Here is a 13,895-nt window from a genome sequence, read left to right as displayed (position 1 = left end):
CCGGGGACCGATCGCGGTCCCCGGCCCCCGCGCACCCCGCGCCGCCGGCCCGCGTCAGTCCGGGACGTCCCCCCGGCGGACCGACAGCAGGTCCTCCAACTGCTCCTCGCGCGCCTGCGCGGCCACGAACAGCAGCTCGTCACCGGCCTCCAGCGTCTCCTCCGCACCCGGGGTGAGGACCCGCGAACCGCGGATGATGGTGACCAGCGACGTGTCCTGCGGCCACGCCACGTCCCCGACGCGGGTACCGGCGATGCCCGACTCCGGGGGCAGGGTCAGCTCGACCAGGTTGGCGTCGCCGTGGCTGAAGCGCAGCAGCCGGACCAGGTCGCCGACGCTCACCGCCTCCTCCACCAGCGCCGACATCAGACGCGGCGTCGACACGGCGACGTCCACGCCCCACGCCTCGGTGAACAGCCACTCGTTCTTCGGGTTGTTGACCCGCGCGACGACCCGGGGGACCCCGTACTCGGTCTTCGCGAGCAGCGACACGACGAGGTTCACCTTGTCGTCACCGGTCGCCGCGATCACGACGTGACACCGCTGCAGCGCCGCCTCGTCCAGGGACGTGATCTCGCAGGCGTCGGCCAGCAGCCACTCCGCCAGCGGCACCCGCTCCACCGAGATGGCGGTCGGCGCCTTGTCGATGAGCAGCACCTCGTGCCCGTTCTCCAGCAGCTCGCCCGCGATGGAACGGCCCACCGCACCCGCGCCGGCGATGGCGACCCGCATCAGTGACCGCTCCCCTCGGGGCCGTGGGCGAAGGCCGCCTCGACCTGCCCGACCTCGTCCGTCCGCATCATCACGTGCACCAGGTCTCCGTCCTGCAGCACCGTCTGCGACGTCGGCAGGACCGCCTCGCCGAGCCGGGTCAGGAACGCCACGCGCACCCCCGTCTCCTCCTGGATCGTGTGCACCTTGTGGCCGATCCACGCCGGTGAGATGTACACCTCCGCGAGCTGCACCCCGCCGCTCGGGTCCCGCCACAGCTCCGAGGCGCCGGACGGCAGCAGCCGCCGCAGCATCTGGTCGGCGGTCCACCGCACCGTGGCGACCGTGGGGATGCCGAGCCGCTGGTACACCTCGGCGCGCCGGGGGTCGTAGATCCGGGCGGCCACGTGCTCGACGCCGAACATCTCGCGCGCCACCCGCGCCGCGATGATGTTGGAGTTGTCACCGCTGCTGACCGCGGCGAACGCCCCGGCCTCCTCGATGCCCGCCTCGCGCAGGGTGTCCTGGTCGAAGCCGACGCCGGTGACGCGCCGGCCACCGAAGCCGGAGCCGAGGCGCCGGAAAGCCGTGGGGTCCTGGTCGACGACGGCGACCGTGTGGCCCTGCCGCTCCAGGGTCTGCGCCAGTTCGGCGCCGACACGGCCGCAGCCCATGATCACGATATGCACGTCCGTCTACCCCGCACTCCTGCTCACCCTGACGACCTGCGAAAACACCCTGCTCACTCTTCTCTCTCAGCCTGCGTGCGGTGCCGCACCGGGACGAGCTTATGCCCCGGCCGGGCGGTTGCCCTCATCCGAGCGGGGGAGTCGGCGGCACGTCGGACACGCCCCCCGCGGGTGGGCGCCGCGGATTTCGAACGCTTACGATCCTCTGCGTGTCCAAACTGACCGACGTGCCCAAACGGATCCTGATCGGCCGGGCCCTGCGCAGCGACAGGTTGGGGGAGACGCTCCTGCCCAAGCGCATCGCGCTCCCCGTCTTTGCCTCCGATCCGCTCTCCTCGGTGGCGTACGCGCCGGGCGAGGTCCTGCTGGTCCTGTCCGTCGCGGGCGCCTCGGCGTACGCCTTCAGCCCCTGGATCACGGCCGCCGTCGTGGTCCTCATGTTCACGGTCGTCGCCTCCTACCGGCAGAACGTCCACGCCTACCCCAGCGGCGGCGGCGACTACGAGGTCGCCCAGACCAACCTCGGCCCGCGCGCCGGGCTCGGCGTCGCCAGCGCCCTCCTCGTCGACTACGTGCTCACCGTCGCCGTGTCCATCTCCTCCGGCGTCGAGAACCTCGGCTCCGCGATCCCGTTCGTCGTGGAGCACAAGACGGCCTCCGCCGTCGCGATCATCGTGCTCCTCACCCTGATGAACCTGCGCGGGGTCAAGGAGTCAGGCCGCCTCTTCGCCATCCCGACGTACGTCTTCGTCACCGGCGTCTTCGCCCTCGTCGTCTGGGGCGCCTTCCGCGGCCTGGTCCTCGGCGACACGATGGAGGCGCCCACCGCCGACCTGGAGATCCGGGCCGAGCACCAGGGCCTCGCCGGGTTCGCCCTGTTCTTCCTGCTGCTGCGCGCCTTCTCGTCCGGCTGCGCCGCGCTCACCGGCGTCGAGGCGATCAGCAACGGCGTCCCCGCCTTCCGCAAGCCCAAGAGCCGCAACGCCGCCGCCACCCTCGCGCTCATGGGCGGCCTCGCCGTCACCATGTTCTGCGGCATCATCGGCCTCGCCCTCGCCACCGACGTCAAGATGGCCGAGGACCCCGCCCGCGAACTGCTGCGCGACGGCACCCCGGTCGGTCCCGAGTACACCCAGGAACCGGTGATCTCCCAGGTCTCCGCCGCCGTCTTCGGCGACGGCAGCATCCCGTTCGTCCTCCTGGCCGCCGCCACCGCGCTGGTGCTGTTCCTCGCCGCGAACACCGCGTACAACGGCTTCCCGCTCCTCGGCTCGATCCTCGCCCAGGACCGCTACCTGCCCCGGCAGCTCCACACCCGCGGCGACCGGCTCGCCTTCTCCAACGGCATCGTGCTGCTCGCCGCCGCCGCCGCGGTGCTCGTCCACCTCTACGACGCCGAGGTCACCCGGCTCATCCAGCTCTACATCGTCGGCGTCTTCGTCTCCTTCACGCTCAGCCAGACCGGCATGGTCCGCCACTGGAACCGCCTGCTGCGCGCCGAGGCCGATCCGGCCGCGCGCCGCCGCATGATCCGCTCCCGCGCCATCAACGCCTTCGGCGCGTTCTTCACCGGGCTCGTCCTGATCGTCGTCCTCGTCACCAAGTTCACCCACGGTGCCTGGGTGGCGCTGCTCGGCATGGCGATCTTCTACGTGACGATGACCGCGATCCGCAAGCACTACGACCGGGTCGCCGAGGAACTCGCCGCCCCCGAGGACCCCAGCGAGGACAGCGTCCGCCCGGCCCGCGTCCACTCCATCGTCCTCGTCTCCAAGATCCACCGCCCGACGCTCCGCGCCGTCGCCTACGCCAAGCTGATGCGCTCCGACAAGCTGGAGGCGCTGAGCATCAACGTCGACCCGGCCGAGACCAAGGCCCTCACCAGGGAGTGGGAGCGCCGGGGCATCGACGTCCCGCTGAAGATCCTCGACTCCCCGTACCGGGAGATCACCCGGCCCGTCGTCGAGTACGTCAAGGGCCTGCGCCGCGAGAGCCCCCGCGACGTCGTCAGCGTGATCATCCCCGAGTACGTCGTCGGCCACTGGTACGAGCACCTCCTGCACAACCAGAGCGCCCTGCGCCTCAAGGGCCGCCTGCTGTTCACACCCGGCGTGATGGTCACCTCCGTCCCGTACCAGCTGCTCTCCTCGGAGGCGGCCAGACAGCGGGCGAAGAAGAACCAGGAGTGGAACGCGCCCGGCTCGGTGCGCCGCGGTCTGGTCGAGACGGGCACCGGGCGCCCCGGCCGGCCGAACGGCGAGGGGTGACGGCGCGGGGACGTAGACTGGTGGGCTGGTCGCCCGACCGGCCCGGTCACCCGACCGCGGCGAACCTCCCCCTTCCCTCCCTGGAGTCACCCCGCCATGCCGAAGAACGCGCCCGAGTCCTCGCTGGTCGGCGAGGAGTACGAGGTCGAGGTCGGCCCCGTCGCACATGGCGGCCACTGCATCGCCCGCACCGGGGAGGGCCGCGTCCTGTTCGTCCGGCACGCGCTGCCGGGCGAGCGGGTCGTCGCCCGCGTGACCGAGGGCGACGAGACCTCCCGCTTCCTGCGGGCCGACGCCGTCACCGTCCTCGACGCGTCCAAGGACCGCATCGAGGCACCCTGCCCGTACGCCCGGCCCGGCCGCTGCGGCGGCTGCGACTGGCAGCACGCCAAGCCGGGCGCCCAGCGCCGCCTCAAGGGCGAGGTCGTCGCGGAGCAACTGCGCCGCCTCGCGGGCCTCACACCCGAGGAGGCCGGCTGGGACGGCACGGTCGTCCCGGCCGAGGGCGACAAGCTGCCGGCCGGCGAGGTCCCGCGGTGGCGCACGCGCGTCCAGTACGCCGTCGACGCCTCCGGCCGGGCGGGCCTGCGCCGCCACCGCTCCCACGAGGTCGAGCCGATCGACCACTGCCTGATCGCCGCCGAGGGCGTGAGCGAGCTGGGCGTCGAGAAGCGCCGGTGGCCCGGCATGGCCTCCGTCGAGGCGATCGCCGCGACCGGTTCGCAGGACCGCCAGGTCGTCCTCACCCCGCGCCCCGGTGCCCGCCTGCCGCTCGTCGAACTCGACAAGCCGGTGTCGGTGCTGCGCGTGGAGGAGAAGGACGGCGGCGTCCACCGCGTCCACGGCCGGCCCTTCGTCCGCGAACGCGCCGACGACCGCACGTACCGCGTCGGCAACGGCGGCTTCTGGCAGGTCCACCCGAAGGCCGCCGACACCCTGGTCCGCGCCGTCATGCAGGGCCTCCTGCCCCGCAAGGGCGACACGGCCCTCGACCTGTACTGCGGCGCCGGCCTCTTCGCGGGCGCCCTCGCGGACCGCGTCGGCGACAAGGGCGCCGTCCTCGGCATCGAGTCGGGCAAGCGCGCGGTGGAGGACGCCCGCCACAACCTGCAGGGCTTCGACCGGGTCCGCATCGAGCAGGGCAAGGTGGACCAGGTCCTGCCGCGCACGGGCATCACGGAGGTCGACCTCGTCGTCCTGGACCCGCCCCGCGCGGGCGCCGGCAAGCAGGTCGTCCGCCATCTCGCCGCCCTGGGCGCCCGCCGCATCGCCTACGTCGCCTGCGACCCGGCCGCCCTCGCCCGCGACCTGGCGTACTTCCGCGAGGCCGGCTACAGGCCCCGCACGCTGCGGGCGTTCGACCTGTTCCCGATGACGCATCACGTGGAGTGCGTGGCGGTGCTTGAGCCCGCGGGCAGGGGTGCCTGACCTGCGGTTTTTTTGCTGTGGTGGGTTGCTCGACCTGTTTTCCTCCGTGCAGCGGGTTCGAGCGGACGGATCACTCTTGTACCTCGCTGACCTGCGGATTCGTGAGCGAGGTGCCTGCATCGGCGACGCCTTCAGAGGGTCGTCCGGAGATTCGTGACGCTCGGATGACGCTCGAAGCGGAAATCTCTGCTGCGCCGCCGCAGGCGATGCGAGTGACCATTCCGACCCCCACTTTCCTTGGAGGCCGAGAACGCGGCCCGACCGCACCACTTTGATACCGGTCAGGTATCATCTCTGCATGGCGATGACTCTCCGACTCCCCGACGACCTTGACGCGAAGCTCACCGAGCGGGCTCGCCGGGAGGGCCGCAGCAAGCAGGAACTTGCCATTGAGGCCATCCGTGACGCTCAGAACCGGGCCGAGCTGAAGGTCGATGACCTCTTGGCCGAGCTCATGGACAGCGATGCAGAGATCCTGGACTACTTGAAGTGACCGGCGTCCGCTACGTCCAGATCGACGAGATCCTGGCCATCGCCCGCGCGGTCAACGGGACCGACCACAGTGTGCGTGACCTGGGCCTTCTGGTGTCGGCGATCGAGCGTCCCCGGACGAACGTGTTCGGGGCTGAGTTGTATCCCACGCTGCACGAGAAGGCTGCGGCACTGCTGCACTCCGTCGCCCGCAATCACGCGCTGATCGACGGCAACAAGCGCACCGCCTGGCTCGCCATGCGTGTCTTCCTGCGCTTCAACGGCGTCGGCGCCAGTACTGTCCCGCCGCCCGTCCCCGTTGCCGGCCCGTTCGTCGAGGATGTCGCGCAGGACAACACCGATGTACCGGCCATTGCCAAGCGCCTCTCGATCTGGTTCCCCATTTCCTGACGTTCGGCATCGTGTGGTGCGGGACGAAAAGAGGTCTGGAAAACGGTACTGGCTCCACACATTCCGCTTTCCTTGGATCAGTTCATTCAGCGGGTTGACGCGTTTGCCGTCGCGAGACGTAGCAGCGAGTCCGCTCGGCGCGGAAATGGTGAAGCGCTCCGGGTCTGATGGAGGCTCGATTCCCTGAGAGGATCGAGTCATGGCCCGTCCGCCCCCTTATCCTGCTGAGCTTCGTGGGCGTGCGGTGCGCATGGTCGCGGAGGTCGGCTCCAATCACCCAACTGAGTGGGCCGCGATGAAGGCGGTCGCTGCGAAGCTGGGCATCGGTTCCGCTGAGACGGTACGGACATGGGTCCGCAAGGCCGAGGTCGACGTCGGCCAGCGTCCCGGGGTGACTTCGGAGGAGGCCGCGGAGATCAAGCGGCTGCGGGCCGAGCTGCGCCGGGCGAGTGAGATCCTCAAGGCAGCCTCCGCCGTCGCTTCTTTCAGGATCTCGATCGTCTGCCGCTGTTCACGGTCCTCCCGCCGCAGCCGCCTGAGCTCCTCGCGCTCGGCGCCGGTCAGCTCACCGGGCTGTCCCTCGCCCCGGTCGACCTCGGCCTTGCGGTACCGGCCGCGCAGGGACTCGGAGCTGATGCCGAGTTCCCGGGCGACGGCCGTGACCGCCTTGCCCGAGGAGTCGACGAGCGCGATCGCGTTCCACTCGAACTCCTCGGTGTACCGCTTCGTGTACGCGCTTCCCACCCGGTGCTCCTCCCTCTGGAACCTCAAGCTCCCCGTCTCCAGGGGTCCGCGGCCAAGGGGAAGGTGCACTGCTCGAACATCACCCGCCAGCGGGCAGGGTCCACGCTGTGGCCTGCGGCCACCGCACGATCGTCATGAGTCCGCACAACCCTTGACGATCACGCGGTGGCCGTGTCCGTTCCCAGCCGGGCGGCCGCAAGACCGCGAAGCCGGGCCGGAGTACTAGCGGCGGGAGTACATGGTCCCGCCGAGCGCCCAGTGCTCGCGGTCGACCTCGTCGATGATCACCCAGACGTCCTCCTGCTTGGCGTCGCAGGTGCGCACGATCGCCTCGGTCACCTCCTTGACGAGGGCTTCCTTCTGGTCGGAGGTGCGACCGGGGAACATCTGCACGCGGATCATGGGCATGTGATTCTCCTCAAGGGGGTTGGGGACCGGTGGGTCAGCTGAGCGGAGCGACGAGGTAGGGCCTGCCGAGTTCGGCCGCGTACGCGAGCGTCTCCCAGGTGCCCGACCCGTCATCGGTGCCGGTCAGCGGGAAACCGATGACGAGGTCGCTGTGGTCGACGAGCCAGCGGTTGCGCGTGGTGAACGCGGCCGGGCCGATGCCCTCGGGGTGGTCGAGTTCGACGATCCGTTCGACGCGGCCCGCGGCGTGCGCCTGCTCGATCGCCTCCCGCGCGTCCGCCGGCTGGTCGGCGCACCGCACGGGGACGGCCACGACCAGCCGGCCGGCGTCGCGGCCGGCCAGGAAGCGCAGGGCCGAGGTGTCGACGCCCGCGGCGCCGCCGAGCAGCCAGCCGCGGTCCGCGGCCGGTCCGTCGGCGAACGGCGCGAGCACGCGCTCGAACAGCTCTGCCAGGACGGCTCGTCGCGACTCGACCTGACGCGTGCCGGTGATGGCGATGGTCAGGCCCCGGTGCACGGTGCGGCCCGCGCCGGTCACGCGTTCGCGTCGTTCAGGCGGCGCGGGTCGAACAGCGAGACGTCGTGGGTGCTGGCGCCCTCGGTGGCCAGCTGCGCGATCACCTCGCCGAGCGCGGGGGCGAACTTGAAGGCGTGGCCCGAGGTGCCGGCGGCGACGGTGATCCGGTCGCTCCGGGCCGACGGGCCGATGACGAAGCCCAGGTCGGGCGAGTTGTCGTACATGCAGACGCGGCTGCGCAGGTAGCGGCCGGGCAGCGCCGGGATCCGCTTGGCCAGGAACTCCCGCACGGCCTCGACGTCCTGCGTGCCGACGTGGCGGTCGAGGGAGTCCGGGTCCGCGGGCTCGCCGCCGCTGTGGATGCCGGCCTTGACGCCGCCGGAGGGGCCGTCGACGGCCGGGTGGCCGTAGCCGACCGTGCCGTTCTCGCCCTCCCAGATCCAGTACGGCTGACGGCCGGTGTAGAAGTCCTCGGCCCGCGAGATCGGGTCGAACCAGAGCATCACCTTCCGCAGGACCTTGATGTGCGGCCGGAGCTCGGGGAGCAGCTGCGGGGCCCAGGCGCCGGCCGCGACCACCAGGCGGTCGGCCTCGTACACGCCGGTCTCCGTGCGCACCCGCACGCCGCTGCCGGTGTCCGAGAAGTCCAGCACCTTCTCGTCGAACCGCAGGTCGGCGCCGTGCTTGCGGGCGAGGTCGAGGTGCGCGGTGACGACCTGCTCGGGACGTACGTAACCCGAGGACGGGTCCCACACGGCGACGTCGCCCGGCCCGGGGTTGAACTCCGGGAAGCGCGAGCGGATCTCGTCGCTCTCCAGGTACTCGAACTCCAGGCCCGCCTCCCGGGCCGAGGCGAGCGCGGCGGGCACGAGCGCGCCGCCGGCCGGGCCGACGCAGATCCCGCCGGTGCGGTGGAACAGCGTCTCGCCGCGGATCTCGCCCAGCTCGTCCCAGAGGTCGTAGGCGCGGTCGAGCAGCGGGACGTACCCGGCGCCCATGAAGTACGCCTTCCAGACCCCGCGGCTCTCGCCGTGGCTCGCGCCACGCGCGTGCGCGGGCCCGAACCGGTCGATGCCGATCACCCGGCTGCCGCGCGCGGCCAGATGGTAGGCCGCGGCGCTGCCGAGCCCGCCCAGGCCGACTACGAGGACATCAGCGGTTTCGGTCATGTTCTCCCTCACTCTCCGGTGGTGGCGGTCGGGGCGGCGGTCCTCATCAGGTGGCTGACCTCCCGGCGCAGCCCGACCGGGCTGGCGGCGAAGTGCGCGACCACCTTGTCCCTGGTCCGGTCGGCCTGTTCCTGACTGAGCTTGAGCATCGTGTCGACCGATTCGACGGTGAAGCGGAAGGCGCCGACACCGTCGACGATCTTGTCGAAGTAGTCGAGCGACGGGCCCGGGTCCCAGCCGAGGCCGTGCTCGGCCTCGAAGGCCGCCACCGTCCAGCGCACCACGTCGAGCGCGTCCTCCCGGGCGGGCATCGGGTGGAGGCGGCCCTGGACGTGGGTGGTGGCGAAGTTCCAGGTGGGGGCGGCCGGGGTCCGCTCGTAGACGGCGGCGGAGACGTAGGCGTTCGCGCCCTGGAAGACCAGGGTCGCGTGCTGCCCCTCGTACAGCGTCTCCCAGTGCGGGTTGGCCCGGTTGAGGTGGCCGTAGAGCGTGACGCCGCTCAGCGACTCGATCCCCTCGGGCTCGACGGTCGGCGAGAAGATCACGGGCAGGTGCGTGGCGAACGGCGCCGCGGGTCCGTTGGTCAGCAGCAGGGCCAGCGGGTACTCGCGGATCAGCCGGACGGCTTCGGTGTCGGGGGACTGGTAGATCTCCGGAACGTACATCTCGTGCGTCTCCTTTCTCCTGGGCGCCCGCCCGACCCCCGGAAGCCTCCGGGATCCCGGTCATCGGGCGGACGCGGTGAGGACCTGGGCGGGAGCCGCGGCCGTCACGGCCGCGAGGATCTCGCCGGCGCGCACCGCGGTGACCGAGAGCAGCGTCGAGGCCAGGCCGTGGGTGTGCTCCGTCGGGCCCTGCAGGTAGATCCCGGCGCGGATCCGGTCGGTGGTGACGAGCCGGTAGTCGCGGTCGAGGCGCGGGCGGGACTGGTCGTCCAGCTTGAGCTGGTCGGCCAGCGAGCCGAGCAGGGCGAGCGGATCGGCCGGGCGGTACCCGGTGCCGAACACGACCGCGTCCGTCTCGAACTCGGTCAGCTTCCCAGTGGGCAGGTGCTCCACGACCAGCCGTACCGCGTCGGCCTCCTGCGACAGCGAGGCGAGCCGGCTGACGTTCATCATGATCAGCCGCGGCTGGACGCCCCGCACCTGCTCCCGGTAGGACCGCGCGTACAGGTCCTGGATCAGTTCGAGGTCCACGACCGCGTAGTTGGTGTTGCGGTGGTAGTCGACCAGCCGGCGGCGGACGTGCTCGGGCGCCACGTAGTACTCGTCGACGGCGTCGGGGTCGAAGATCTGGTTCGCGAACGGGGAGTCGTCCGCCGGGCTGTACCCGTAGCGCCCGAACACGGCCCGCACCTCGGCCTCCGGGAACCTCCCGTGCAGGTGCGCCACCGCCTCGGCGGCGCTCTGCCCGGCACCGACGACGGTGAGGCTGCGCGGCGCGACGGACTCGAACCCGGGCAGCCGGTGCAGCAGTTCCGAGGTGTGCCAGACCCGGTCCGACCGCTCGATGCCGTCCGGCAGCCAGGGCTGCAGACCGGCGGCGATCACCATGTTCCGGGTGCGGTGCACCTCCTCGGCCCCGTCGCGGTGCACCACGACGTCGAGCAGGTCGACGGTCCCGTCCGGGCCGGACACCGGACGGATGTCCACCACCTGCGCGCCGTAGCGCACCAGGTGCCCGACCCGCTCGGCGCACCACGCGAGGTAGTCGTGGAACTCGGTGCGCAGCGGGAACAGCGACTTCTGGTTGATGAACGCGGCGAGCCGGCCCCGGTCCCGCAGGTAGCACAGGTAGCTGTGCGGGCTGGCCGGATTCCGCATGGTGACCAGGTCCTTGAGGAACGAGACCTGCATCGTCGCCTCGTCCAGCAGCATTCCGGTGTGCCAGCCGAAGGCCGGCTGCCGTTCCAGGAACAACGCGTCGCACCCGGCCGTCGCGCCCGCTTCGTCCAGCGCGAGCGCGATAGCCAGGTTCGATGGTCCGAATCCGACGCCGACCAGGTCGAGCACCGCTTCCGGCATGGTGGGGCTCCTCTGACGAAGTGGAGAACGGGTTGCGTCCCGGCGTGTGCGATGACCCCGTGGACCGTGGTGCAGCCGGGGCGGGACCGGATTCATCCTTGGTCGGGCCCCCCGCTCAAACAAGCAGCGCTGTCGGCGATGGCCCGATCGCGATCCGCTTTGGCCGGTTCGAACCCGGCCCTGAGTGGCTTTGTCACCCTTCAGATCGCTTGTCCGTGAAAAAGACCGACGAACCGTCATGTACGCCCGGGGGGCTAATGCGGCGGCATGGCACATACGCTCCTTCTCCGCCCCCGGAACAGCCAGGCCAGTAGACCCACCCCGACCCCCGCCCCACTCGAGACCGTCCCCCCTGCCCGGTATTCCGACCCGCGCACCCGCCGAATTCCCGCCCCCGGAACCGGAACGGGCCACCGCTCGTCCCCGCCGACCGCCCACCCGTTTCCACCCGCGGATGCGTCCACGAATCACCGCCACACCCGCTCCGCGTGAACGTCACGACCATCCGCCAGACACGACCGAATCCGTCGCGACTGCGGCACGCTCGGATCGACTGGAAGCACTCCGGCATCGCCTTCGCCGGCAGCGCCCGGGTGGGGAAGGCGTACGCCGGTCCGTACGGCGTGTCCGTCTTCGAGGTCTCCCACCGATTCGGACGCCGTCGACGACGGGACTGTTGGAGGAGCGTGAACGCACCGCTCGGCAGCGGGTGGAGGCCCTTCGGTCCGAGCGGTCGGAGGGCGGGGCCGGGTGGGAGTGGTTCGGGATCGCCCGTGAGACGGTGGCCGAGGTCCCGGCCCCTCCCGGCGGAGGCGAGGAAGGGCCGCCGGTCGTGGTGGCCGGTAAGGGGTCGGGGCGGATCACCGCGGCGTTGCCCGGTTCGACGGTGCCGCAGCGGCACGACGCTCGCCCCGGCGGTGTCGGCGCCGGACCACCAGCGGCTTGTGGGCGCCCTGTCCGGCCGCGGGGAGGCGACGGACCGTCGGCAGCTCGCGGCGGCGCTCGGCCTGGAGGACGTTCCGGCAAAGGTCGAGGGGGTGCGGTCGAAGGCGGAGGGGCCGGCCGCGCGGCGCCGGCAGGCCACCCCCGCCCCGGGTCAAACCGGAACCGGTCGCCATCGGCGCGAACCGGGTCCGGTCGTGGGGCATACCGAGCCGGCCGGGCCGGCGAAGTGGTCGTACTTCCGCCTCTACGTGATCACCGACATTTACCCGCGCTACGTCGTCGGTTGGTTCCCGGCCGACCGCGAGGGCAGCGTGCCGGTCGAGAAATTCCTCGCCGGCGCGATCACCGAGCAGCACATCGACCGCAACACGTTGACCCTCCACGCCGACAACGGAACCTCGACGGCCTCCAAACCGGTGGCGTTTCCGCTCGCCGACCTCGGCGTCACGAAAAGCCACTCACGACCGCGGACCCCGAACGACGACCCGTACAGCGAAGCGCATTTCAAGGCGCTGAAGTACCGGCCCGACTTCCCGGACCGCTTCGACACCGGCGAACGGGTCCGCGCCTTCTGTCGCACCTTCTTCACCTGGTACAACACCGCACACCGGCACTCCGGGACCACCCGGCACACTCCCCACGACGTCCACCACGGACACACCGACGCCGTCGACGCCGTCCGTCCCGAGGTCCTGGCCGCCGCCTACCGAGACCGCCCCGAACCCGCCGCCCCGCCCACCGTCGCCCGGATCACCCCACCCAGCCGCGACCAGCAAGAACACTGACTCAAAGATTCTCGGACCAACCCGCCCGCAAAATCTTGACAGCTACCGTTCTCTCCCGAGTTCGATCTTCGATACAGTCGGCGTGGTTACTACCGGGCCCGAGGCCTCCTATCGGAGCCGACCGGGCGCGGGACTGTCCATTCGACCACGGGGCAAGGAGACACGGATGGCTGCGCGAAATAGCAATCGCACACATCCTCTGACCGACCAGCAGACAGATATCCCCGTCGCTCAGGACTCGACGGCGACGCGTCCGTGTCCGCGACGAGCAGAGGCTCGGACCACCCGCGCTCCTCAGGGAAGGGTGACGACCGATCGCGGTGGTGAACCGGCCGGCGAGAAGTCTCCCTCCAGCGCCCTGACACCGCGCCAGCTCGAGGTTCTCGCCTTACTGACCGACGGCATGACCAACCGCCACATAGCTCGGGCACTCGGTATCACGGAGAAGACCGTCAAGAACCACATGCAAGCGATCTTCGCCCGGCTCAACGTGTCCGATCGGACCCAGGCCGCGATCTACGCGGTTCGGCACGATCGAGCGGCATGACGGCTGCTGCCCGGCCCTCACCGCGCCGGGCAGCAGTTGGCGCCATCGATCGTTCCCGGCGTCGCCGGTGGCCGCCAGGGGCTCGGACGGCCGACCCGCTCCCCGCCGTCCGAGACGCCATGCGGTCGTTCTCACCGGACGAACGACCGGCACACGTCCTCACACCAGCCTCTGAGCGCTTTCGCGTCGGTGTCCACGCAGGATCTCCACCGGCCGGCCCGCGCCTTTCCGGCACGGGCCGAGCACCGGAACTCCCGTCCGGTCCTGTAACTCCTCCACCTCCCGCCGGTGGTCCAGGCCGGGGAAACCGGCGCTGTCGACACTCACCGCCGCGACCTTCGGCTCTGTTCACGAGAACGGGCAGTATTTCCACGTTGCTTCGGGAGACGGTCAGCGGTCACAGCCCGGTCGGAATGTTCACGGGTTTCGACAGCGCCGGGGCCTGAGCGTTCCCCCGCTGACCACGGACGGGCCGGTGAGAGCCCCAGCCGTTCAGGGTCCGCGGCGTGCTGGGCCACAGGTGCGCCCGCCACCCGCCTCAGCGCGGTCTGCTTCGGCGCCGTACCGACTCGCGTCGAAGGGGAACTCCGGCGGGGGGTGGGCGCGGGCGGAGACTCCGACGGAACCTCCCCGTCCGACCACTGCACGGTCCCGCCGGATCGCTGCACGACCGCGGTCGGGAAGCCGCAGCAGTCACCGGTGCGGTCCGGTTTCCCCAGCTCCGGGCGGCGTGCCTCGCCGGTCGCGCGGAGAGGGCTCGGGCGGCCGGCCGGCAGCGC

The 13,895-nt window shown here is 71.2% G+C and carries 13 protein-coding genes and 2 pseudogenes; 7 read left to right on the top strand and 8 right to left on the bottom strand.

Translation table 11 applies throughout. The annotated features are described in order from the left end of the window. Positions 1-54: 54 nt before the first annotated feature. A complete protein-coding gene (locus LUW75_RS04040; RefSeq protein ID WP_250334408.1) occupies positions 55-732 on the bottom strand; it encodes a potassium channel family protein in 678 nt (225 codons plus the stop codon). Beyond that, positions 732-1,400 carry a potassium channel family protein gene (locus LUW75_RS04035; RefSeq protein WP_250334407.1) on the bottom strand — a complete coding sequence of 223 codons (669 nt, stop codon included), beginning with the start codon at positions 1,398-1,400 and terminating at the stop codon, positions 732-734. The genes LUW75_RS04040 and LUW75_RS04035 overlap by 1 nt, the downstream gene beginning before the upstream one ends. Before the next feature lie 209 nt (positions 1,401-1,609). On the opposite strand from LUW75_RS04035, the gene LUW75_RS04030 reads away from it, so the two are divergent. The 5 genes and pseudogenes from LUW75_RS04030 to LUW75_RS04010 all read left to right on the top strand — a co-directional run. Then, positions 1,610-3,667, top strand: a complete 2,058-nt coding sequence (locus LUW75_RS04030; RefSeq protein WP_250334406.1) for an APC family permease — start codon at positions 1,610-1,612, stop codon at positions 3,665-3,667. A 96-nt stretch (positions 3,668-3,763) separates the two neighbouring features. Then, the gene (locus tag LUW75_RS04025; protein WP_250334405.1) at positions 3,764-5,095 is read left to right on the top strand and encodes a class I SAM-dependent RNA methyltransferase; all 1,332 of its coding nucleotides are present in this window, start codon (positions 3,764-3,766) and stop codon (positions 5,093-5,095) included. 298 nt (positions 5,096-5,393) lie between these two features. Then, positions 5,394-5,588, top strand: coding sequence for a ribbon-helix-helix protein, CopG family (locus LUW75_RS04020; protein WP_250334404.1), 195 nt, complete (start codon positions 5,394-5,396; stop codon positions 5,586-5,588). After that, positions 5,585-5,977: a type II toxin-antitoxin system death-on-curing family toxin gene (locus tag LUW75_RS04015; RefSeq protein ID WP_250334403.1), complete on the top strand. Its 393-nt coding sequence runs from the start codon at positions 5,585-5,587 to the stop codon at positions 5,975-5,977. Before LUW75_RS04020 ends, LUW75_RS04015 begins: the two co-directional genes overlap by 4 nt. 199 nt (positions 5,978-6,176) lie before the next feature. Next, positions 6,177-6,449: pseudogene (locus tag LUW75_RS04010) on the top strand (transposase); the annotation flags it as partial. A 59-nt stretch (positions 6,450-6,508) separates the two neighbouring features. Here the strand turns inward: LUW75_RS04010 and LUW75_RS04005 are convergent. The 6 genes and pseudogenes from LUW75_RS04005 to LUW75_RS03980 all read right to left on the bottom strand — a co-directional run. Then, positions 6,509-6,721 (bottom strand): annotated as a pseudogene (locus tag LUW75_RS04005) (transposase); the annotation flags it as partial. Between the two features lie 222 nt (positions 6,722-6,943). Further along, positions 6,944-7,129 carry a 2-hydroxymuconate tautomerase gene (locus LUW75_RS04000; protein ID WP_073923219.1) on the bottom strand — a complete coding sequence of 62 codons (186 nt, stop codon included), beginning with the start codon at positions 7,127-7,129 and terminating at the stop codon, positions 6,944-6,946. Positions 7,130-7,163: 34 nt separating this feature from the next. Further along, entirely contained in the window at positions 7,164-7,667 is a 504-nt protein-coding gene (locus tag LUW75_RS03995) for a hypothetical protein (protein WP_250334402.1), read from the bottom strand. Continuing rightward, positions 7,664-8,815: an N-methyl-L-tryptophan oxidase gene (gene solA, locus LUW75_RS03990; protein ID WP_250334401.1), complete on the bottom strand. Its 1,152-nt coding sequence runs from the start codon at positions 8,813-8,815 to the stop codon at positions 7,664-7,666. The genes LUW75_RS03995 and solA overlap by 4 nt, the downstream gene beginning before the upstream one ends. An 8-nt stretch (positions 8,816-8,823) precedes the next feature. Further along, positions 8,824-9,480: an FMN-binding negative transcriptional regulator gene (locus tag LUW75_RS03985; RefSeq protein WP_250334400.1), complete on the bottom strand. Its 657-nt coding sequence runs from the start codon at positions 9,478-9,480 to the stop codon at positions 8,824-8,826. A 60-nt stretch (positions 9,481-9,540) separates the two neighbouring features. Continuing rightward, positions 9,541-10,839, bottom strand: coding sequence for a lysine N(6)-hydroxylase/L-ornithine N(5)-oxygenase family protein (locus tag LUW75_RS03980; RefSeq protein ID WP_250334399.1), 1,299 nt, complete (start codon positions 10,837-10,839; stop codon positions 9,541-9,543). Positions 10,840-11,978: 1,139 nt separating this feature from the next. On the opposite strand from LUW75_RS03980, the gene LUW75_RS03975 reads away from it, so the two are divergent. After that, positions 11,979-12,569 (top strand): integrase core domain-containing protein, encoded by a 591-nt coding sequence (locus LUW75_RS03975; protein ID WP_250334398.1) that lies wholly within the window; start codon positions 11,979-11,981, stop codon positions 12,567-12,569. 304 nt (positions 12,570-12,873) lie between these two features. Next, on the top strand, positions 12,874-13,116 hold the full coding sequence (locus tag LUW75_RS03970) for a response regulator transcription factor (RefSeq protein ID WP_250334397.1): 243 nt from the start codon (positions 12,874-12,876) through the stop codon (positions 13,114-13,116). Positions 13,117-13,895 lie beyond the last annotated feature (779 nt).

Source organism: Streptomyces sp. MRC013, assembly GCF_023614235.1.
In the GTDB taxonomy this organism is placed as follows: Bacteria; Actinomycetota; Actinomycetes; order Streptomycetales; family Streptomycetaceae; genus Streptomyces.
This window is presented reverse-complemented; position numbering and strand designations above follow the sequence as displayed.

Bases quoted from the DNA above. Each gene is read 5' to 3' on its own strand.
- LUW75_RS04040 (WP_250334408.1), bottom strand. From the start codon at position 732: ATGCGGGTCGCCATCGCCGGCGCGGGTGCGGTGGGCCGTTCCATCGCG.
- solA (WP_250334401.1), bottom strand. From the start codon at position 8,815: ATGACCGAAACCGCTGATGTCCTCGTAGTCGGCCTGGGCGGGCTCGGC.
- LUW75_RS04000 (WP_073923219.1), bottom strand. From the start codon at position 7,129: ATGCCCATGATCCGCGTGCAGATGTTCCCCGGTCGCACCTCCGACCAG.
- LUW75_RS03980 (WP_250334399.1), bottom strand. From the start codon at position 10,839: ATGCCGGAAGCGGTGCTCGACCTGGTCGGCGTCGGATTCGGACCATCG.
- LUW75_RS04025 (WP_250334405.1), top strand. From the start codon at position 3,764: ATGCCGAAGAACGCGCCCGAGTCCTCGCTGGTCGGCGAGGAGTACGAG.
- LUW75_RS04020 (WP_250334404.1), top strand. From the start codon at position 5,394: ATGGCGATGACTCTCCGACTCCCCGACGACCTTGACGCGAAGCTCACC.
- LUW75_RS03985 (WP_250334400.1), bottom strand. From the start codon at position 9,480: ATGTACGTTCCGGAGATCTACCAGTCCCCCGACACCGAAGCCGTCCGG.